The following is a 20,893-nucleotide window of genomic DNA, read 5'->3' as shown; positions in this document are numbered from 1 at the left end:
TTCGCGGTGGAATGTGTACGCTGCGAAGAAGCGCTTTGAACAAGGTTATGGAAGGCACGACGACAATCGGCGAGGTCTTCCGCGTATCGGCCTCGGACAGCTAGGGAAACGAATGGCGAATCTGCATCAATTATTGAAGGCAATGATCGAGAAGGGGGCGTCTGACCTTCACATCACGACGGGGACTCCACCTCAACTGCGCGTTGATGGTGCTCTGGTTCCTCTGCGAGTTCCGCCTCTCACACCACAGGATACGAAGCAAGCCTGTTACTCGATCATGACGGATGCCCAGAAGCACCGTTTTGAATCCCAGAACGAACTCGATCTGAGTTTTGGAGTAAAAGGGCTCGCGCGTTTCCGGGCGAATGTCTTCGTTCAGCGAGGTGCCGTAGCCGGGGCTTTCCGCACGATTCCCTATCAGATCATGAGCTTTGACGACCTGGGACTTCCGCCCGTCATGACCGAACTCGCGCGTCGTCCTCGCGGTCTGTTGCTCGTCACGGGACCGACCGGAAGCGGTAAGTCGACGACACTCGCGTCGATTCTCGACCTGATCAATTCCGAAGAGAACCACCACATCATCACGATCGAGGATCCGATCGAGTACCTGCATCCGCACAAGTCGAGTGTCGTGAATCAGCGAGAAATCGGCGCGGATACCACCAGCTTCAAGAGCGCGCTTCGCTACATCCTTCGTCAGGACCCCGATGTCGTGCTCGTCGGTGAGATGCGGGACCTCGAGACGATCGAAGCTGCGCTAACGGTCGCAGAGACCGGCCATCTGTGTCTCGCCACTCTGCACACGAACTCCGCGGCGCAGACCATCAATCGCGTGATCGACGTGTTTCCCGCTCATCAACAGGCTCAGGTACGCATGCAACTGAGCTTTGTACTCGAGGGCGTGCTCTGTCAGAGCCTGCTTCCCAAGATCTCGGGCGGTCGTGCGATCGCAGTCGAGGTCATGGTGCCCAACCAGGCCATCCGCAACCTGATTCGTGAGGACAAGGTCCATCAACTCTATTCGCAGATGCAGATGGGCCAGGAAAAATACGGGATGCAGACGATGAACCAGGCGCTGGCGGATCTGTATCTGCGCCACCAGGTGACACTCGAAGACGCCATGGCTCGGAGTGACGATCAAGACGAACTGCAAACCATGATCTCCAACCCGCAGGCTTCGCGCGTGCGGAGGACTGGCTAGTTCCGAAGCCGAATAGGAGAGGGGTTAGATGCCGACATTTCAGTGGATAGGGAAGACGCGCGAGGGCCTGGTCAAGAAGGGTCTCATCGTCGCCAATGATCTCGAGACTGCTGAGAATCAGCTGCGTATGCAGCAGATCGCAACGACACTGATCAAGCCCAAGGCCAAAGACCTTGGAGAGATGTTCCCGTTTCTGGCCAAGGGCATCACGATCAAGGACCAGGTTATCTTCACGCGCCAGTTTGCGACGATGATCGATGCGGGTCTGCCGCTGGTTCAGTGCCTGGACATCCTGGGCACGCAAACGGAGAACCCAGCTTTCAAGAAGATCATCCTGCAGGTCAAAGGGGATGTCGAGAGTGGGTCGACATTCTCGGATGCGCTCGAAAAGCACCCGAAGGTCTTCGATCGGCTCTACGTGAACCTGGTCGCTGCCGGTGAAGTCGGTGGTATTCTGGATACGATCCTGAACCGTCTGGCCGTCTATCTGGAAAAGGCCGATAGTCTGCGCCGCAAGGTAAAGAGCGCGCTGATCTATCCGGTTGCAGTCACCGTGATCGCGATCGTCGTTATCGTCGTGATGCTCGTCAAGGTCATCCCGGTCTTCGAGAAGATGTTTGCGGACTTTGGCGGAGCACTTCCCGGACCCACGCAGATGGTCATTTCCGTATCGCACTTCCTTCAGGCGTGGATCGTCTGGATGATCGTCGGAGTGGTGGCACTGAGTTTTGTGTTGAAGAAGATCTACGGCACGGAACGCGGGCGAATCTTTTTCGACGGAGTATTTTTGAAGCTACCGATCTTCGGGCCCCTGCTGAAGAAGGTCGCTGTGGCTCGTTTCAGTCGCACTCTTTCGACCATGCTCTCCTCGGGTGTTCCGATTTTGGATGCGCTCGAAATCGTGGCGCGCACGGCCGGAAACGTGATCGTCGAGCGCGAATTGCTCGTGACGAAGGCTTCGATCTCCGAGGGCAAGACGATCGCAGAACCTCTGCAGCAGTCGAAGGTCTTTCCGGGGATGGTCGTGCAGATGATTGCAGTCGGAGAGCAGACCGGCGCAATGGATGCCATGCTCGCCAAGCTGGCTGACTTCTACGACGACGAAGTCGATGTGGCCGTCGATGGGCTCACGTCCCTTCTCGAGCCGATCCTCATGGTCGGTCTCGGCGGTTCGATCGGTGCGTTGCTGGTGGCCATGTATCTCCCGATCTTCAAGATCGCCGAAACCGTCGTCTAGTCCGGGCTTCCGGAAACCAGGTGCGCGCTCCTGCGAATGCCCAGCAATCGGCGCTGCCGGTTCGGGCCTTTGCGATCCGACTGGCGGCGCTGGGTGGCATCTTTGCGGTCGCCGTACTCAGCGAGATTCGCGGTGGCGGGTCCTATTCTGAGCGCGAACTCGTAGCGCTCTACGCTCTGGTCCTCACGGGCTTTCTCCTCTCGCTGGCCTACGGAGCTCTGCGAGCCTGGGGAAACTCCGAACGGGTCAACTATTTCGAGCTTACCGGGGATCTCATCCTTCTCACCGGACTCGTCTATTGCTCGGGCGGCTCGCGTTCGCTTTTTGGTCCCCTCTACATCATCTGGATCGTTCATGTCGCACTGGCGGCGGGCTCGCGCGCGACGATACTGGCATGGGCCGGAGCTACGATCTGTTACGGTCTCGTAGGTCTTGCACCGGCGCTGGGGGCGTTCCCCGCGTTTGAGCCAGGCAGTCAGCTGGGGGTACACGAGGCGCTGTCATCTGCGGGTGCACATGCACTCGCATTTCTGGGTGTCGCGATCCTGTCCCGGAATCTGGCTGATCAGATCCAGGCGGGCCGCGTCGAACTTCGAGAACTCGGAGAGATTCACCAGCGAATCGTCGACAATGTGGCCAGCGGTCTACTCACGGTGGATCGAGCTGCGCGGATCTCTTCGTTCAACAGCGAGGCCGAGCGAATCACCGGCTACGGCAGCGCCGAGGTCATGGGCTGGCCGCTCGCGAAGCTCTTCCCCAATCTCGATCCCGGAGAAACGGGTGATTCTGCCCCTGCGGATCTTCCGGGTACTGCGACGCAGGAGCGCGGCCGTATGGAACTCGTGTTCGAAAGTCGGAATGCCCAGGAGTTGCATCTTGGAATGTCGATTTCGATTCTGCGCGATGCGGGCGGCCATGAAGATGGGGCGATCGTGATCTTCCAGGACTTGACGAAGGTCGTGCAGATGGAAGAGCAGTTGCGTCGTAGCGAACGACTCGGTGCGGTCGGACAGCTCGCGGCGGGACTGGCGCACGAGATTCGCAACCCTCTTGCATCCCTGTCCGGAGCGATCGAACTACTGGAGGGTGATCTGCCTTCCGGGGATGCGAGTTCTTTGCGACTCGCGCGAATCGTGCAGCGTGAGACCGCGCGTCTAAACCGTCTGGTCAGCGACTTCTTGACCTACGCAAGACCCGGCCCCGGGCACTTTCTCGCCGTACCTCTTCAGGAGCTGATGGCAGAGATCGCGGAGCTGGACGAATACTCGGAGGGTCGCGGCTGCGAACTGGAGCTTGACATCGAAAACGGGTTGAGTGCGCGTGGTAATCCGGATCAACTCCGCCAGGTCATCTGGAACCTGGTGATCAACGCAGCTCAGTCAGAACCCCGAGATCACAAGGTGCGGATCGAAGCGAGAGGCCGGGTGGATGAGTCTGGTGCTCCAAGGGTGCACATCGACGTGATCGACTGTGGTTGCGGGATTCCCCCGGAGCTCGTCGAGCGCATCTTCGAACCCTTCTTCACGACGAAACCCAAAGGTACCGGGCTCGGCCTGGCAACGGTCCATCGCGTGATCGAGGCGCACGGCGGCCAGATGGGCGTTCGAACGGAACAAGGACAGGGAACCGTAGTCAGTGTGGATTTGCCCGCAGCTTGATCTCAAGAGGCGCAAATGCCGGTCCGATGCACGTTCCAGGGAGTACGTGTGGCACGGATTCTAATCGTAGATGATGAAACGAGCATGCAGGAGTTTCTCGAGATCCTCCTGCAGCGCGAGGGGCATGACGTCGTCGCATGCGGTTCGGCAGAGCAGGCGATCCTGGCCATCGAAGGCGACGAGTTCGACCTGGTCATCAGCGATCTCCGCATGCCGGGCATGAGCGGGTTGGAACTTCTCGAGCACATCCAGGACAACGCGCCCGAAACGACCGTCATCTTGATCACCGCTCACGGCACCACCGAGTCGGCGATTGAAGCGATGCGCTACGGCGCATATGACTACCTCACCAAACCCTGCTCGATCGATGAGATCAGGCTGGTTGTGAGCAAGGCGCTCGAGAAGCGGGAATTGTGCTCGGAAAACGAGCGATTGCGACGGCAGATTCGCGAGCAGACGAGCCTGCCTTCGGTCGTGGGACGCTCGCGTCAGATGCAGGATGTCTTTGCGCTCGTACGGCAGGTAGCGCCGTCGAAGACGAATGTGCTGATCACGGGCGAAAGCGGCACGGGCAAGGAGCTGGTGGCAAGGGCCGTTCACAAGCTGAGCGATCGGAAAGACAATGCCTACGTTGCGATCAACTGCGGTGCGATCCCCGAGAACCTGCTCGAGAGCGAGCTCTTTGGGCATATGCGCGGCTCGTTCACGGGTGCGACTTCCGACAAACAAGGTCTGTTCGAAATCGCCGACAAGGGTACGCTGTTTCTCGACGAGATCGGAGAGATGCCTCTCAACTTGCAAGTCAAGCTCTTGCGGGCGATCCAGGAGCGAATCTTCCGGCGGGTTGGCGGGACCAATGATATCCGCGTAAATGTTCGAATCGTATGTTCGACCAACCGCAGTCTAGAGAACGAAGTTCGCGAGGGGAGATTCCGCGAAGATCTGTTCTATCGCCTGAACGTCATCGAAGTGGAGCTGCCTGCGCTGCGGGATCGGCCTGAAGACGTTGCGCAGCTGATCCACTCCTTCGTCCAGAGATTTGCAAATGAGCAGGACAAGCGCGTGACGGGCCTGTCCGCAGAAGCGATCGAAATACTCGAAGGGTACGCGTTTCCCGGGAATGTGCGTGAGCTCGAGAACATCATCGAGCGGGCCGTGACCCTGGCGCGTTCCGAGGAAATCGGAACCGAGCAGCTTCCCGGTACGGTGTTCTCCGAATCTCAGAATCCGCTGGTTCGCGCCATCCCAGAAGAGGGGATGGATCTGGAAGAAACCCTTGCGCAGTACGAAGCGTCACTGATTCGCGCAGCCCTCGAGCGAACGGATGGCGTGAAGAAACGCGCAGCAGCACTTCTGGGCGTGAGCTTTCGCTCGTTCCGCTACCGGCTCGAGAAACTCGGACTGGAGTGACGAGACGCGTCACCGCAAAGCGCGGGAATCGTCACTTTGTAGCTTCTGGTCAGGTGGCGACCTTTGACGTCAGATGAGCACGATTGCCAGATTCTTCGGGCTTCCACGGCGGCTCCTGCCGCTTCCCGGATGCGCAGTGCCGTTCCGGCACGGTGCTTGCTCTAGCTCAGCGGAGGCCGGCCGTATTCTTACGGCACGGGGTCTTCAGAAGAGCCCCTGGTCGTAGTCAGAGTCATCAAGGAGACCCAATGCATTCGATTCTCAAGAACCTGAAGAAGCGCGAGGGCTTCACCCTCATCGAGTTGATGATCGTCGTCGCGATCATCGGTATTCTCGCAGCAATCGCCATCCCGAACTTCATCAAGTTCCAGCTCCGATCCAAGGCGAGTGAGGGCAAGATCAACCTCGCGGCCATCCGTACCGCGCAGGAGTCGTTCTTCGCCGAGGTGGGAACCTACTTCTCGTGGAGCGCGACGCCGTCTTCGGCACCGGGTCAGGTCAAGTCTGCTTTCGCCAGTGCCTGCAGTATTCCGCCCGCAAGCAGCGCACCGGGCTTCTGCTTCATCGGCTGGGAGCCGGAAGGTGATGTGTTCTACCAGTACGCAGTCGATACCAACACGAGCGGCAACCAGTTCTTTGCTGACGCTGCTTCCGATATCGATGGTGATGGAAACGTCAATATCTGGGGCATCTCGCGTCCGGATCTGGCAGGTACGTTAGATATCACCGCCGGCTCGATGGGCTGCAGCAGCGTCCTGAACGTCGCCGATGGTTCGGCCATCAATGGCCAGGTCGGACCGTGCAATAACGTGAGCATGGGTCGCCAGATCTTCTAGGAAGCCTTTCGTTCCTTAGAAGAACGGATTACCCGTCTCGGCGGGGCCCACGGGTCCCGCCGGGACTTCTCACGTCCGCACGACTCTAGGAGATCCCATGTTCGCTACGGGCACGCGCAACCGCCGCGCCTCCGGCTTCACGCTGATCGAACTGATGATCGTGGTTGCAATTATCGGAATTCTGGCGGCGCTGGCGATTCCGAATTTCATCCGCGTGCAGCTGCGAACGAAAGCTGCCGAAGGCCGCCTCAACCTGGCGGGCATCAGCAAGGCCGAGGCCGGGTACTTCGCCGAAGTGGGTGTGTATCTCTCCTGGTCGGCTCAGCCGCTCTCAGCGGGTAGCCCGCCGGGGCAGAGCAAGACCACCTTCGGTGCCGCATGTTCTTTCCCCCCCTCGAGTGGCTCTCCCGGCTATTGCATCATCGGCTGGGAGCCGGAGGGGGAGGTCTACTTCAACTATGCAGTTTCGACGAACGGAACTGTTCCGCTCACGGGTGCACAGTACTTTGCCGCCGCTGAATCGGATCTCGATGGCGACGGTGTGCTGAATCTCTGGGGTGTGAAGCGACCCGACAACTCGGGTGCGGCCATGAGTTCTGGACCCCTGGGTTGCTCGGAAGTCCTCAACGCCGGGGACGGTCTGCCCATGACCGGCCAGGTCGGTCCGTGCGACGAACCGATGAATGGCCTGAGCGTATTCTAGAGGACGGCTCCGTCACTCTCGCCGACTCGATCCTCATCTAAAGATCGCTTCTGGCGTCCCCGATTATCTCCTTCGAGATGTCTTTTTTCCGCTCACATGCGCTTCATTGGGTGCTCGTTCCCGCGATGCTCATCGCGGGCTGGGGTGTTCATCGCATCAACCTCATGCTCGAGACGGGCATCGTCGAGGAAGCTTCCGATGGAGAGATCGGACCTCTTCCCGATGGAAACGTCGTGCGGGTGCTCTCGCTCGGTTTCGAGCGATTGGTGGCGGACCTCTTCTGGGTTCGGACGACCCACTACGTGGGCGACGATGTGGCCGCCGCTGCGAACTATCCTGCAGCAGAGCGCCTGGCCCAACTCGTAACCGATATCGACCCGGAATTCGACAGCGTCTACGTGCTGATGAGTTCGGTTCTCAACGGTCTGAGATGGGATCCCGATGCAGCCATCCGTCTGCTCGAGAAGGGCGCCGAGAACAGCGACTACTGGCGCATCCATTTCCTGCTCGGCTTCAACTACTTCATGGATCGCAATGATTTTGCGACGGGTGCGAAGCACCTGAAACGGGCGGTGGAACTCGGTGGCCCGACCTATCTTCAACTCCTCGTCTCGCGCCTCTACACCCATGGGGGCGACCCGGCCACCGCGATGAGTTTCATCCACGCTCGCTTGCAGCAGGAAGAACATCCGCGGGTACGCAAACAGCTCCGACGCCGCCTACACGATATCTGGATCACCCGGGACATCGGACTCATCGATCGCGCGATATCCCGCTACCGAGAGGCGAACGGCAGCGATCCGAGAAACGTGGCCACGCTGGTTCAGGCCAAGCTGCTGCCTGCGGAGCCGCGAGATCCAATGGGCAAGAGCTACTTCATCCGTGCGGGCAAAGCCGGCACCGAGATGGAGTACGAAGAACTGAAGCTCAAGCGCTAGGGAGATGATGTGAGCGCAATTCGAACCAAAGATCTGGCGAAGACCTTCCGCACCGGCTTCTGGATGCGCGAGATAGAAGCCGTGAAAGGCATCGATCTCGACGTGCGCGAGGGTGAGATCTTCGGCTTCATCGGGCCCAATGGCGCGGGCAAGACCACCACGATCAAGATGTTGGCGGGTCTGGTCCTGCCTACCAGAGGTCGGGTCTGGTTGCACGAACAGCCATCGAGCCTGCCCGCGAGTCGCGAACGCCTGGGATTTCTGCCGGAGGGCACGTTCTTTCACGAATACCTCACCGCGTCCGAGTTTCTCGAATTCCACGGATCGCTTCTGGGCATTCCCGCGGAGGTCCGGCGCGAGCGGATTCCCGCGCTGCTCGAGCGCGTCGGTATACCGCACGCGGCCGACCAACAGATTCGACGATTCTCCAAGGGCATGAAGCAACGGGCGGGGTTGGCTCAGGCACTGATCGGTGATCCCGACGTGCTGATCCTGGACGAACCCATGTCGGGTCTCGATCCGCTGGGCCGCAAAGATGTACGCGACTTGATTCTCTCCCTTCGCGAAGAGGGCAAGACCGTATTCTTCTCATCGCACATTCTGCAGGACGCAGAGATGATCTGTGATCAGGTCGCGATCATCTTGCACGGACGGGTCGTGAAGCAGGGATATCTCGACGAACTTCTCGGACAGGAGATCGATGGAGTCGAGATGGTCGTCGAGGGTATCGATGGCGGAATGTTCAACGAACTCAGCGGCACCGCGCGCCGTGCGGTCGAGCAGGGGCCGCGCTTCCTGTTCGAGTTCGCAAGCGAGGACGACGCGGAATCCGCACTCGATCAGGTACGGGCGGCCAAGGGCAGAGTCCGCAGCATGATACCGCAACGCCGGAGCCTCGAAGATCTATTGCTCGAAGGCGTCAAGCAGGAGAACCAGGCATGAACTCGGCCCTCCGTATATGGGTCCTGGCGAAGAATACCTATCGAGAGGCCGTTCGCGACAAGCTCTTGTACAACCTGTTGTTCTTTGCCGCCTTGATGATCGGAAGTTCGATCCTGCTGGCGCAGCTGCACCTGGGTGAACAGGATCGGATCTATCGCGACATGGGATTGTCCTCGATCGCCTTCTTCGGTGTGTTGATTGCGATTTTTGTGGGCATCAATCTCGTACATCGCGAGATGTCTCAGAAGACGGTCTACACCATGCTGGCCAAACCGGTGCATCGCTGGGAGTTCTTGCTCGGCAAGTATTGCGGTCTGCTCACGCTACTGGCGATGGAAGTCGGTCTGATGAGCGTGTGTTTCATCGCGGTGCTTCTGTTCATGGGTTCCGAGTTCAGCTGGGGGCTCATGTGGGCGATCGGATTGATCTATCTGGAACTCGCTCTCATCACGGCCGTGGCGATCTTCTTCTCGAGTTTCACCACTCCCTATCTTGCGGGCATGTTCACCGTCGCGTTGTGGATCATCGGGCATTTGCTGGCAGATGTGCGCGCCTTTGGTCTGCGCTCAGAGGCGCCGGGACTGCGGGCGGTCACCGAGGCGCTCTACTGGACACTGCCCAACCTGGACAGGCTCGACATCAAAGCGGATGCGTCGGCGGGAAATCCCATCGAGATGGCTCGCATCTCGCTCGCGGCGCTGTACGCGATGCTCTACTCCGCCGTTCTCTTGTCGGGCGCAATGGTTCTGTTCCAACGTCGGGACTTCCGATAGCGGCGCAGCTATCGTCTCGCAGATGAGCCCACCCAATACACCGCTGTTCCTGATCGGGATGGCGTTTCTGTTCGGTGCTTGTATTGGAAGCTTCCTGAACGTCGTGATCTACCGCTTGCCACGCGATGAGTCACTGGTGTGGCCAGGCTCCCATTGTCCGGGCTGCAACTCGCCGATTGCCTGGTGGGCGAATATTCCGATCCTCTCCTACCTGGCCCTTCGCGCGCGCTGTCGCAGTTGTGGCGAGCGGATCTCCGCCCGCTATCCACTGGTCGAAGCCGCGACCGGGCTCCTTTTTGCTGCGTTGATGTTCCGCTGGATCGGAGTCGAGCAGGCTCTGAGCGCCCGCCTGCTCGTGGACTGGCTGCTGGCCGCGGCGTTGATCGCAATCACGTTCATCGATGCCGAACATCAGATCATCCCCAACGCAATCACCTATCCGGGAATCCCACTGGGTCTACTGCTGGCCTGGATTGCACCACCGCCGAGTCTCTGGGACGCCTCATTGGGCTTGTTGATTGCCGGTGGTTTCATGTGGCTGCTGTCCGCCGGCTATGAGTGGTATTCCGGGCAGATTGGATTGGGCATGGGGGACGTCAAACTGGTGGCCATGCTCGGCAGTTTTCTGGGCCTGGAGTCGGCGCTCGGTATCATGGTGGTGGGCTCGCTCGTGGGTTTGATCTACGGCCTGGTTCTGATCGGATTCAAGGGAACTGGGCGCGCGACACGCATCCCATTCGGTCCGGCACTCGCGCTCGCGGGAATCGTCTACCTGTTCGTGCCGGGACTGCTTCAGCGCGTTCTGAGTCTACTGTGACCGGCGGCCGTCGCGGCGGTTTGCAGATGGAGATCATCGCGTCTCTTCTGGTGCTCACGCTGGCGGGTTTGACGGTCGTGGCGGTCGTCATGACCAGTGCCAGTGCCCGGCTCGTGGAAGACGCCGCTCTCGACCGCCTGCGCCTCGGTGCGCGGCAGCTCGAAGGCAGCCCGGGCGCGGGTATTCATTCTCTCAACGATGCAGCTGCGCTGGCTCGAACGCGCAGCGTCGCTGCGCTGGGTGGGCATTTTCGCGTGCTCGATGACCGCGGCTTCACGGTCGGCTACGGACCGAAGACCCCTCTCGACTCGCCGGATCTGGCCAGGTTGATCGAGCTGGCCCGCGTCGAGCGCGAGGTTGCTCAGGCCGGAGGCGTGCTCGCCTCCGATGTCGTGCTGGTGTCGCGCCTTCAACCTCCTCATGGTGAACCGGGTTTCCTGATCGGTCGGGTCACCCGCGACGAACTGCTCAGCGAGTTGCTGCCGCTGGTCCAGGCGGGCGCGTGGGTGCTCTTGATGGCGGCGTTGGTGTTTGTGGGTTTTGGTTCCTATCTGCTCCGGCGCCGTATCGCTGTACCGCTGCGCGATCTGGCGGCGGCGACGGCGCGCGTGGCTACTGGGGATCTCGATGTCCGGACCGAGGAGACCGGACCCGCAGAACTCGCGGAACTGGCGCACTCGTTCAATCGGATGGCGGCCGGACTAGGGGGGCAGCGCGACGCGTTGGTTCGCGCCCACGATTCTCTTTCTCGTACTCAGCGGCTGGCCACGGTCGGTCAACTAGCTGCCGGTGTCGCTCACGAGGTGGGCAACCCCGTTGCGGCCATCCTGGGGTATACCGAAGTTACCCTGCGCGACGCCGAATTATCGGATCGCAGTCGAGAGATGAGTGAACGCATTCATCAAGAGGCGCTGCGCATCCGGACTCTGGTGCGAGAATTGCTCGATCTAGGCCGACCCAAAGCGGCGGAGCTGGTCCGGATTCGCCCGCACAGGGCTCTCGAAGAAGTCGCGCGTCGTCTGACCGCCCAAAAGCTGCTCGACGAGATCGATCTTTCGGTCTCCGTCGATCGCCAACTGCCGGAGATCGAAGTCGATCGCAGTCGTTTCGAGCAGATCCTGACCAATCTGGTGGAGAACGCCGCACACGCGCTATGCGGGCACGAGGAGCCCTGTATCGAGTTACGTGCAGCCATCGCGAAAAAGTCGATGCCGGAACGACGTCGAGCAGATCGCGCGGGGGCCTCGTACATGCACCGGAGACAGCCCGATGCGATCGCCATCGAAGTGATCGATAACGGGCCTGGAATTCCCGCTGAAGACCTGCCTCAGGTCTTCGATCCGTTCTTTACCACCAAGGATCCGGGGGAGGGCACGGGTCTCGGGCTCTGGAACGCGCATCGAATGGCGGAACTTCTCGGTGGAAGTCTCGAAGTCACTAGTCGGTCCGGCGAAACTTGCTTCAGGCTGATCGTGCCACAAGCCGATAGTGCCAGTGAGGATGAGTGCTCGCAGGGTACTGATTGTTGATGATGAGGAAGGCGTACGCACCAGTCTGCGCCTGATTCTCGAAGACGAAGGGTACACCGTCTCCGTCGCCGGAGGGCCCGAAGAGGGGCTCGGTCTCGCGACGGAGGAGACCTTCGATGTCGTGCTCTGCGACGTGCGTATGCCGCGGCGCAGCGGACTCGATCTTCTACCGGATCTGATCCAGCTCCAACCCTCGGCGACCGTGCTGATGATGTCTGCCTATGGTCAGATCGAGGATAGTCTCGAGGCGGTTCGACGGGGTGCCTACGACTATCTTGCGAAGCCTTTCGAGCCTCAGGAGTTGCTGCTCACGATTCGCAAGGTTGAGGAGCGGGAGCGCCTGCAGCGGGAGAACCGCCAGCTCAAACGCGAATTGGGTGCAGAACGCAAATCCTCGCAGTCGATCGTGGCGGCTTCCTCGGCGATGCAGGAAATCTGCGGGCTGGTCGATCGGGCGGCAGAGTACAAGACCACCGTGCTGATCACGGGCGAGAGTGGTTCGGGCAAGGAAGTGGTCGCCCGGGCCGTTCACGATCTGAGCGCTCGCTCCTCGGAACCCTTCATCGCGGTCAACTGCGGTGCGATAACCGAGAGCTTGATCGAGTCCGAGCTATTCGGTCACGTCAAAGGGGCGTTTACGGGTGCAGATTCGGACTCCCCGGGCATGTTTCGCGAAGCCAGTGGCGGCACCCTCTTCCTGGACGAAATCGGAGAACTGTCGCGCTCGACCCAGGTGAAGCTTTTGCGCGTCTTGCAGAGCGAGGAAGTCCGACCGGTCGGGGAAGCGAAGCCGCAAGAAGTCGATGTGCGAATCATCGCAGCGACCGCGCGAAATCTCGAGGCGATGGTGTCCGAAAATGCCTTTCGCCCCGATCTCTTCTACCGCCTCAATGTCTTTCGGCTCCACATCCCCCCCCTTCACGAACGGACCGAAGACATTCCCTTGCTCGCAGACCATCTACTGGAAGGTCTGTCACGGCGTATCGGAAAACACGCAGCGCCATTGGGTCGAGAAGTCCTCGATGCGCTATGTGCGTATGAATGGCCCGGAAATGTGCGCGAACTCGAAAACATGCTCGAGCGGGCATTGATTCTTGCGCGCACCGAATCCATAAGCCTCGATCTCTTCCCATTCCCCGCTGCGCAGAGTGTCCGGAAGGCTCCAGCGGGAGGAAATTCGGAAGATGAGGATCTGTCCATCAAACGACGCACCCGAGAACTCGAAGAACGCTTGATCCGTCTGGCGCTCGAGTTCACTTCTGGCAACCGCACCCAGGCTGCGCGCGTTCTAGAGATCAGTCCAAGGGCTCTTCAGTACAAGATCAAGGAATACGCGGTCGAGCCCCTCAATCCGATCCCGTCGAAACCCGATAGCAACTAGACGTCTGTTTCAGACGTACGTCAGTAGGGGACGTCATGGCTCGAATATATCTAGTCGCACTGGTCGCACTATCTCTCGCGTGCAGCGCTGAAGAGTCGCAGGCGCCGACCGAAAAGGCCGCCAGGACCGCGCCGTCGCAAGAGAGCGCGGATGGCGGCGCACCCGTGATTGAGGCTGTAGAGATCAGTCCGGCTGAGCCGACCGTCGCCGACGGGCTCACTGTCGCCGTGCAGGTTCAAGACCCCGATCTCGATTCGATTGATGTTGAGCTCGAGTGGTTCGTGAATGGTGCGTCTTTCAACATTACCGAGCCGAATCTCGAGCCCTATCAATTTCGCAAAGGGGACCGCGTTCGCGTGGTCGTCTGGGCGTCGGACGGCATTCACGAGGTGACTGAAGAGAGTGAAGCCGTGGTGATCGAGAATTCGCCACCACGCATAACCTCGTTCGAGTTGACGCCAAAGAACCCGATGTCGACGGACATGATTGAAGTCAAGGTCTCGGCTTCGGACGTTGATGGTGATTCATATCGTTACGAATATCGCTGGCTTCTGAACAACCAGTTGATCCCCGGTGAGACCGGCTCGCGCCTGGTCTCGAGCAAGCTCAAGCGCTCCGTCAAAGTCACCGGCCAGGTCCGCGCGCTCGACGAGGACGAAGCCAGTGACTGGGTGACATCGCATCCGGTCAAGGTGAGCAACGCGCCACCGAAGATCGCTTCACAGCCGAACTACGAACTGTCCGGCCCGACTCAGTACTCCTACCAGATGCAGGTGGCCGATCCGGATGGTGATCTGCCTCTGAAATACGAACTCATATCGGGACCTCCGGGCATGGAAATCAGCACGACTGCGGGGTTCGTCAGTTGGACGATCCAGCCCGGGACAAGTGGCAAGTTTCCGGTTGAACTGGCCGTCTCAGATCCCTTTGGCGGGCTCGCTTCGCAGAAGTACCAGTTGGAAGTCGACTGGCGCGATGCTGAGGCCAGCGATCCTGCACCCGTTGATCCCGAAGACGAGGCCGAATTCGATGCCGAAAGTGATCCCGCGAACGCGGCCCACGATAGAGACATCACTCGGCCTTCTACGGACTACGAAGCTGATGAGGAAATGGAGGACTCCGAGCAGGAGTTCGAAGATCAAGAAGGGGAGGCAGAAGAAGAGTTCTGAGTGCGCAGCGACCGCGCGTGGCTGACGCAAACTTTGGCTTCGCGCACCCTCAAGTCGCATTTCTAAGCCGCCGATCAAGCAGACGAATGAATCGAGGGGTCTACTCCTCGGGGATGCTCAAAGAACTCACAGATTCTGCCTTCTCGAGAAACTGGGGAACCGCTGTGGCGAACAATGTCCAACAAATCCGCGAAGCACTGATGATGAGCAAGGCTGAACTTGCTCGTAAGGCAGGCCTCTCAACTCTGACGATCGACCGAGTCGAGTCGGGCAAGACCTGTCGACTCGATACGAAGCGAAAAATCCTGCATGCGCTCGGACTGAAAGTATCAGACCGGGACTCTGTATTCGGCGCCGGATCGGCTGCTGAACTCACGTCGACGAACCCGTACAGCTAGGACGGCTAGATGTTCTTTCGTTCCAAATCGATCATCGGTCTCGACATTGGTTCGAGTTCCGTCAAGGCGGTGGAGCTGGAAACGGCGAATGGTGGATATCGGCTCAAAGGCTTCGGCATTGCCGAACTGTCTTCCGAAGCCATCGTTCAAGGCTCCTTCATGAACGCACCCGCCATCTCCGAGGCGATTGGTGAAGTCTGCGCGAGTGGCGGATTCAAGACCAAGGACGTGGCGACGTCGGTCTCCGGACACTCCGTGATCGTGAAGCGCATTTCGCTGCCCGTGCAGAGTTCTGAAGAACTCGAGGAAACGATCAAGTGGGAAGCTGAGCAGTACATCCCATTCGATATCAACGAAGTGAACATCGACCACCAGGTCCTGGACGACAACGGTCTCGATGGCCAGATGGATGTTCTGCTGGTCGCCGCGAAAAAGGACCTGATTCACGACTACGTGAGTGCGATTACCGAATGCGGCCTGAATCTGGCGGTACTCGATGTTGATGGCTTCGCTGTCGGCAATATGTACCTGGAGAACTACGACGACGCGGGTGCTGTCGCTCTGGTCGATATTGGTGCTTCTGTCATCAATATGAACGTGATGCAGGGCGGGATTCCAGTCTTCAACCGCGACATAACGACCGGTGGTAACCAATACACCGAAGAGATCCAGAAGGCTCTCGGGATCAGTTTCGAAGAGGCCGAGCGCATCAAGGTGGGAGGCCGTCCCGGTGAGGTGAGCAAGGAAGTCATTCCGCAAGAAGTCGAAGAGGCCATGCGTGACGTCTCCGAGACCCTCGTAGGGGAGATCCAGCGCTCTCTGGATTTCTACCGCGCCACAGCATCCAGTGCGCCACTTCAGAAGCTTGTGCTCTGCGGAGGCGCCGCTCGCGTTCCGTTGCTGGACAGGCTCTTTCAGGAAAAGATCGAACTGCCCGTCGAGATCGCAGATCCGTTCAATCAGATCGACATCGCGCCAAGGGCGGGAGATGAAGAAGTGCTTCGAGAGTTGGCCCCTGGGCTCTCGGTGGCCGTCGGGCTTGCCCTTCGCCGAGGAGATGACAAGTGATTCGCATCAACCTGCTACCTGTTCGTGAGGCCCGAAAAAAGGCCGGCCTTCGCAAGCAGGGTGTACTGCTCGGTGTCGCTGCGACCTGCGGAGTCGTCATCGCGCTGGGGATGCACATCTCCATCAAGTCACAGATTAGCAGTCAAAGAGCTGCGATCGTGGTCAAGAAGAAAGAACTGAAGGCGCTCGAGGAGACCCGCAAGGAAGTAAAGCGCTTCCAGGTGGAACAGGAAGAGATCGAGCGCAAACTCGATGTGATCACACAGATCGAGAAGGCGCGTTCTGGACCCGTGCGAATCATGGACGACATCGCCAAGAGCATTCCCAGCCGCGTCTGGTTGAGAAAGCTGACGGCGAAGAAAGGCAAGCTCAATCTGAGCGGCCTGAGTTTGGATCCGGAAATCGTCGCCGACTTCGCTTCGCGGCTCGAGACCTCGAACATGATTTCAGGCGTTCAGCTGCAGGAGACCTCGGTCACTGAGACCGAAGGCCTCAAGCTCAACCGGTTTACGCTCAAAGCGAACTATCCCTATCTAAAGCCAACCGCTGCGGCCTCTGCGAAGAAGAAGAGAAAAGGCCGACGCGGACGGCAGCGGAAGTAGTAGGAGCACCTCGTGGCGATTGGCGACAATTTCGATGCACAACAGATGCTGGAGCAGTTCGGGCGTCTGCCGGCTCCCGCGCGCTACGGCGCGCTGGCTTTGGTGGCCGTGCTGATGGTCGGTATCTATTGGGTCACACTCTTTGGTGGGCAGCGGACCGTTCTTCACGGTGTGGAGAAGAAGCTGACCAAGCTGGAGCAGAACATCCAGTCGGCCAAGGCAGTAGCCTCGAACCTCGAGACCTTCAAGCGCAAGCAGAAGGAACTCAAAGCGCAGCTCCAGGCTTCACTGCAGAAGCTGCCGAATTCGAGCGAACTGCCTCAATTGCTTACCGACATCACCACCCTGGGCAAGAAGTCGGGACTGGAGATCCGCTCATTCAAGCGCGGCAAGCAGGTCAATCGCGGCTTCTATTCCGAGCAGCAGATCCGGCTCGAGTTCCTCGGTAGCTATCACGACGTAGGCATCTTCTTCGATCGCCTCGCAAATCTCTCGCGCATCGTGAATCTCGGCAATCTCGAGATCAACGTCGTCAACGATGGTCTCGACGGCCCCAAGCTCAAGGTCAAGGGCGTCGCAGCGACGTTCTATTTCAACGACAAAGACACGAAGTCGGCGGGAGCAGAGTAGATGCGATCAATCAGAATCGCCGTCGTTCTCGTTGCTGGCATGTCCCTACTGGTGGCCTGCTCGGACGATGGGCCGGCGAAAACCGGCAAGGTCGGGAAGATCTACAAGCCAAAGGCGGGCAAGAAGATGGACGAGGGAAACGTGGTCGAGGCGGCCTACCGCTACGACCCGACGGACAAACCCGATCCATTCCGTTCCTGGATCCGGCAGGAGAGAAAGCTCGAAGATGGTGCGACCTCGCCACTCGAGCGATTCGACCTCTCACAGCTCGAGATCACCGGAATTATCTGGAGTATGAAGATGCCCCGGGCGCTCATCAAGGACCCAACCGGTAAGGGTTATGTGGTCAACGAAGGCACGCCGGTTGGAAAGAATAAAGGGCGGATTGTCCTGATCGAGGACAACCGTGTCGTGGTCAAGGAAACCTATGTCGACTTTCAGGATCGCGCGACGAGCAAGGAAGTCGAGATGAAGCTCTACGGGAAGAACGGAGGATGAGGCGGATGGGTATCACCTTCTCTGGGCGTGCGGTGTGTTTTGCCCTGGGTCTGGGAATCGTCTTATTCCTGACTCAGGCGGAGCTGTCTGCTCGCGAAGCAGCCACGATAACGGCAGTCGATGTCCGGCAGGACGAAGGCGTGACTCGAATCGTGCTTCGCGGTGCTGGCGATGCGATCTACACGGCGTTCATGCGCGAAGATCCGCCCAGGCTGATCATTGAACTCCCGAACATGAGCTTTGACGGGGTTGACGCTCCGATCAACGTGAACAACGGGCTGGTCAACGACGTTACACTGGGAACCTTCGGAGACGCGCAGCTGGGACACAGTATGGCGCGTGTCAGCATCGGCCTGACCCACGCGTCGGAGTACGAAGTCATACCGGCGGGTGACGAGATCGTCGTTGAGTTCAAAACCGGAAGCGGGCCCGACACGAGCGTCGCAAAGGTCGAGCCCAAGGTCGTTCCTGCGGCTCCGGAAGCAGCACTTGCCGACGAGCTTCCCGCAGCACCGGCTCCGGTTCTCGCCACAACGCCAGAGGTCGTCGAACCGGCCGAGACCAATGAGCCCGATGTCGTGGCTCCCGAGGTCGTGCGTCCGGGCGTCAAGGAGAACGAGATCGTTCCGGCTGCTCCCGCTGCGATGGGCGAGTCCGAGACCAGCAAGCTCCTTAAGGTCATGATTGCCGAATCCGGCCTGGAGATCAGCGCCGACGGCCCCTTCGAAAAGGTCGACTCTTTCACCCTCGACGATCCCGATCGCCTCGTGATCGACTTCTGGGGAGCGGAGAGTGGTGTATGGCCCGATCGCCAGAGCTTTGAGTCCGGCGCTGTCGCACGCGTTCGTGTGGGCGAGCATCCCGGCAAGGTTCGAGTCGTTCTCGACCTGCGCGGCAAGTTGAACGGCCACGAAGTCACACCCGTCGCGGACGGCATGATGGTGACGCTCGATGCGGAGGTTCCGGCGCCTGCTGCTGCAGAGCTTCCCGCCGCGCCCTCCCAGGAAATCGGCGAGCAGATGCAGCCGAGCGACGAGCCGGTTGTGGAAGAGGCGGAAGCCGAACAGACCCGCGAACCGGTTGTCGAGCCCGTGGCTGAAGTCGAAGAAGTTGCCGAGCCTGTCGAAGAGCTGGTGGCTGCGGCAAGCGGGTCGGAGACGACTCCAGCTCCCAAACAGACCTTGGAGCCCGTCGTCGAGATGCCGGACGGGGCCGCAATGGTCGACGATTCGCCGGCTGTTGACGAATCCTCAGGCCCGCAGGAAATCACCAGTGTGCACTTCGAGTCGCTACCCGGACTCGACCGCGTGGTGGTCAGCATGAACACGGAAGGGACGCCGAAGGTCGTCGAGCCGGATGCGGCCACGCTCATCGTCATGCTTCCCGGCGCTGTGATCCAGCAGGAGAACGAGCGCCGCGTCGATACCACGGAATTCGGCGGACCGGTCAAGATGTTCTCAGTCTTCAAGACTCCGGACATTTCGAATGACGAGGTGCGCGTCGTGCTGCACCGATCTGCCAATGAGTCGGCGACGATCGATTGGGAAGACGGACAGCTCTACATCGAAATGGAACGCGACGAGAGCGCGAGCATGCCTCCGGCGATGCCCGACGAGCAGCAGAACGCGGCAGATCCCGCGATGCCGCTCACCGCATCTGCGGTTCCTGCGGCGGCGATGCCGAGTTCGGCCCCGGTCGCTCCCGCGATGCCCACACCGCCAATCCAGAAGACACAGGCTATGGAACTGGATCCCTTCCTGGACGGTCCGGCGAACCCCGCCGCGATCGACATCCTGGAAGAGGGTGGTTTCGACGAGGAGAAGGGCTACGAAGGCCGTCGCATCTCCCTGGACTTCAAAGACGCCGACATCGCGAACATCCTGCGTCTGATCGCCGAGGTCTCCGACCTCAACGTGATTGCGGGTGAAGAGGTTTCTGGCCGGGTGACGATCCGCCTTGTGGATGTGCCCTGGGACCAGGCACTCGATGTCATCCTTCTGACCAAGGGCCTGGGCTTCGTGCGCATCGGAAACATCCTGCGCATCGCACCTGTGGAGACCCTGAAGCTCGAGCGCCAGGCTCGACTCCAGGAGCGCCGCGCTCGCGAGAAGCTCGAAGACCTGGTCGTGAAGCTACAGCCGGTCAACTACGCGAAGGCCAAGAACGTGGGCAAGCTGGTCAAGCGCCTGCTCTCTTCGCGAGGTTCGGTCAACGTCGACAAGCGCACGAACACGCTCATCATCAAGGACATCCCCTCGGTCATTCACGAGGCGACGGCCCTGGTGAAAGCGCTGGACACGCAGACGCCGCAGGTCATGATCGAGACCAAGATCGTCGAGGCGAGCCTGAACTTCTCGCGCGGTCTCGGAGCAACCTGGGGTTCGGCCTACGACGCACCGAGCGGCCTACAGCCGACCGGTGTGACGGGCGGCACGCTCCCGGGTCAGACCGCACAGCAGAACCACTTCCTTTCGGACAATCCCGTGGCCGCAGCGACGGGTCTATTGACCCTGGGTGTGCTGACGGCTCGGGATCACCTGCAGCTCGATCTGCAGCTGAGAGCCGCAGAGCGGAATGCCAAGGGCAAGGTGATTTCGTCGCCGCGAGTGGTGACGCTCGACAACAAGGAAGCGACGATCAAGCAGGGTGTCGCCATCAAGTTCGTCGAGTCGACCTCGGACAAGACCACTATCTCGTTCATCGATGCCGTGCTCCAGTTGCGCGTGACGCCGCACATCACGGCCAATCGCTCGATCATCATGAAGATCAAGGTCTCGCGAAACGCGCCGTCTCTGTCGGGCGACGGTGGTACGATCGTCGGTATCGAAAAGAACGAGACCAACACCGAGGCGATCGTCCGAGATGGCGAGACGATGGTCCTGGGTGGGATCTACGTGGTCGACAACGGCCGCGGCCAGACCAAGGTTCCGTTTCTCGGCGATATTCCGCTGCTAGGGGCTGCCTTCCGGAGCTTCAGCATCCAGGACGAGCGGCGCGAGCTGCTGGTCTTCGTCACGCCTCGCGTGATCCACGCCTCGGACTCCGACCTGTAGGGAGCCGTTCTGACCGATCGCGACCTTCTGCTATTCTCTGGAAATGGGGA

17 protein-coding genes and 2 pseudogenes are annotated in these 20,893 nt (G+C 59.8%); all 19 read left to right on the top strand.

Going from position 1 to position 20,893, the window contains the following annotated elements; genetic code table 11:
- The first annotated feature begins 112 nt into the window (after positions 1–112).
- The 19 genes and pseudogenes from GY725_17995 to pilQ all read left to right on the top strand — a co-directional run bounded on the left by GY725_17995 (position 113) and on the right by pilQ (position 20,843).
- Positions 113–1,201, top strand: a complete 1,089-nt coding sequence (locus tag GY725_17995; protein ID MCP4006078.1) for a PilT/PilU family type 4a pilus ATPase — start codon at positions 113–115, stop codon at positions 1,199–1,201.
- A 28-nt stretch (positions 1,202–1,229) separates the two neighbouring features.
- Positions 1,230–2,438, top strand: coding sequence for a type II secretion system F family protein (locus GY725_17990; protein MCP4006077.1), 1,209 nt, complete (start codon positions 1,230–1,232; stop codon positions 2,436–2,438).
- 20 nt (positions 2,439–2,458) lie between these two features.
- The gene (locus tag GY725_17985) at positions 2,459–4,096 is read left to right on the top strand and encodes a PAS domain S-box protein (GenBank protein MCP4006076.1); all 1,638 of its coding nucleotides are present in this window, start codon (positions 2,459–2,461) and stop codon (positions 4,094–4,096) included.
- 15 nt (positions 4,097–4,111) lie between these two features.
- Entirely contained in the window at positions 4,112–5,506 is a 1,395-nt protein-coding gene (locus GY725_17980) for a sigma-54-dependent Fis family transcriptional regulator (GenBank protein MCP4006075.1), read from the top strand.
- A 248-nt stretch (positions 5,507–5,754) separates the two neighbouring features.
- Positions 5,755–5,952 (top strand): annotated as a pseudogene (locus GY725_17975) (prepilin-type N-terminal cleavage/methylation domain-containing protein).
- Between the two features lie 487 nt (positions 5,953–6,439).
- A pseudogene (locus tag GY725_17970) lies at positions 6,440–6,550 on the top strand (prepilin-type N-terminal cleavage/methylation domain-containing protein).
- Positions 6,551–7,122: 572 nt separating this feature from the next.
- Positions 7,123–7,983, top strand: a complete 861-nt coding sequence (locus tag GY725_17965; protein MCP4006074.1) for a hypothetical protein — start codon at positions 7,123–7,125, stop codon at positions 7,981–7,983.
- Positions 7,984–7,992: 9 nt separating this feature from the next.
- Positions 7,993–8,925, top strand: coding sequence for an ABC transporter ATP-binding protein (locus GY725_17960; GenBank protein ID MCP4006073.1), 933 nt, complete (start codon positions 7,993–7,995; stop codon positions 8,923–8,925).
- The gene (locus GY725_17955; GenBank protein ID MCP4006072.1) at positions 8,922–9,698 is read left to right on the top strand and encodes an ABC transporter permease; all 777 of its coding nucleotides are present in this window, start codon (positions 8,922–8,924) and stop codon (positions 9,696–9,698) included. Before GY725_17960 ends, GY725_17955 begins: the two co-directional genes overlap by 4 nt.
- A 22-nt stretch (positions 9,699–9,720) precedes the next feature.
- Positions 9,721–10,515 carry a prepilin peptidase gene (locus GY725_17950; GenBank protein MCP4006071.1) on the top strand — a complete coding sequence of 265 codons (795 nt, stop codon included), beginning with the start codon at positions 9,721–9,723 and terminating at the stop codon, positions 10,513–10,515.
- Positions 10,512–12,044, top strand: a complete 1,533-nt coding sequence (locus GY725_17945; protein MCP4006070.1) for a HAMP domain-containing histidine kinase — start codon at positions 10,512–10,514, stop codon at positions 12,042–12,044. Before GY725_17950 ends, GY725_17945 begins: the two co-directional genes overlap by 4 nt.
- The gene (locus tag GY725_17940; protein ID MCP4006069.1) at positions 12,016–13,425 is read left to right on the top strand and encodes a sigma-54-dependent Fis family transcriptional regulator; all 1,410 of its coding nucleotides are present in this window, start codon (positions 12,016–12,018) and stop codon (positions 13,423–13,425) included. Before GY725_17945 ends, GY725_17940 begins: the two co-directional genes overlap by 29 nt.
- A gap of 35 nt (positions 13,426–13,460) precedes the next feature.
- Complete coding sequence (locus GY725_17935; GenBank protein ID MCP4006068.1) at positions 13,461–14,594, top strand: hypothetical protein; 1,134 nt, start codon at positions 13,461–13,463, stop codon at positions 14,592–14,594.
- 113 nt (positions 14,595–14,707) lie between these two features.
- Positions 14,708–14,992: a helix-turn-helix transcriptional regulator gene (locus GY725_17930; GenBank protein ID MCP4006067.1), complete on the top strand. Its 285-nt coding sequence runs from the start codon at positions 14,708–14,710 to the stop codon at positions 14,990–14,992.
- A 9-nt stretch (positions 14,993–15,001) separates the two neighbouring features.
- A complete protein-coding gene (gene pilM / locus GY725_17925) occupies positions 15,002–16,060 on the top strand; it encodes a type IV pilus assembly protein PilM (GenBank protein MCP4006066.1) in 1,059 nt (352 codons plus the stop codon).
- Positions 16,057–16,662, top strand: a complete 606-nt coding sequence (locus GY725_17920; GenBank protein ID MCP4006065.1) for a hypothetical protein — start codon at positions 16,057–16,059, stop codon at positions 16,660–16,662. The genes pilM and GY725_17920 overlap by 4 nt, the downstream gene beginning before the upstream one ends.
- Before the next feature lie 12 nt (positions 16,663–16,674).
- Positions 16,675–17,292, top strand: a complete 618-nt coding sequence (gene pilO / locus GY725_17915; GenBank protein ID MCP4006064.1) for a type 4a pilus biogenesis protein PilO — start codon at positions 16,675–16,677, stop codon at positions 17,290–17,292.
- Complete coding sequence (locus GY725_17910; protein ID MCP4006063.1) at positions 17,293–17,790, top strand: hypothetical protein; 498 nt, start codon at positions 17,293–17,295, stop codon at positions 17,788–17,790.
- 5 nt (positions 17,791–17,795) lie between these two features.
- Positions 17,796–20,843: a type IV pilus secretin PilQ gene (gene pilQ / locus GY725_17905; protein ID MCP4006062.1), complete on the top strand. Its 3,048-nt coding sequence runs from the start codon at positions 17,796–17,798 to the stop codon at positions 20,841–20,843.
- The last annotated feature ends 50 nt before the right edge of the window (positions 20,844–20,893 follow it).

It is taken from the genome of bacterium (genome assembly GCA_024226335.1).
Classification (GTDB): domain Bacteria; phylum Myxococcota_A; class UBA9160; order SZUA-336; family SZUA-336; genus JAAELY01.
This window is presented reverse-complemented; position numbering and strand designations above follow the sequence as displayed.

Bases quoted from the DNA above. Each gene is read 5' to 3' on its own strand.
- GY725_17965 (MCP4006074.1), top strand. From the start codon at position 7,123: ATGTCTTTTTTCCGCTCACATGCGCTTCATTGGGTGCTCGTTCCCGCG.
- GY725_17995 (MCP4006078.1), top strand. From the start codon at position 113: ATGGCGAATCTGCATCAATTATTGAAGGCAATGATCGAGAAGGGGGCG.
- GY725_17910 (MCP4006063.1), top strand. From the start codon at position 17,293: ATGCGATCAATCAGAATCGCCGTCGTTCTCGTTGCTGGCATGTCCCTA.
- GY725_17980 (MCP4006075.1), top strand. From the start codon at position 4,112: ATGCCGGTCCGATGCACGTTCCAGGGAGTACGTGTGGCACGGATTCTA.
- GY725_17930 (MCP4006067.1), top strand. From the start codon at position 14,708: ATGCTCAAAGAACTCACAGATTCTGCCTTCTCGAGAAACTGGGGAACC.
- GY725_17950 (MCP4006071.1), top strand. From the start codon at position 9,721: ATGAGCCCACCCAATACACCGCTGTTCCTGATCGGGATGGCGTTTCTG.
- GY725_17940 (MCP4006069.1), top strand. From the start codon at position 12,016: ATGAGTGCTCGCAGGGTACTGATTGTTGATGATGAGGAAGGCGTACGC.
- pilQ (MCP4006062.1), top strand. From the start codon at position 17,796: ATGGGTATCACCTTCTCTGGGCGTGCGGTGTGTTTTGCCCTGGGTCTG.
- GY725_17990 (MCP4006077.1), top strand. From the start codon at position 1,230: ATGCCGACATTTCAGTGGATAGGGAAGACGCGCGAGGGCCTGGTCAAG.
- GY725_17935 (MCP4006068.1), top strand. From the start codon at position 13,461: ATGGCTCGAATATATCTAGTCGCACTGGTCGCACTATCTCTCGCGTGC.
- pilM (MCP4006066.1), top strand. From the start codon at position 15,002: ATGTTCTTTCGTTCCAAATCGATCATCGGTCTCGACATTGGTTCGAGT.
- GY725_17955 (MCP4006072.1), top strand. From the start codon at position 8,922: ATGAACTCGGCCCTCCGTATATGGGTCCTGGCGAAGAATACCTATCGA.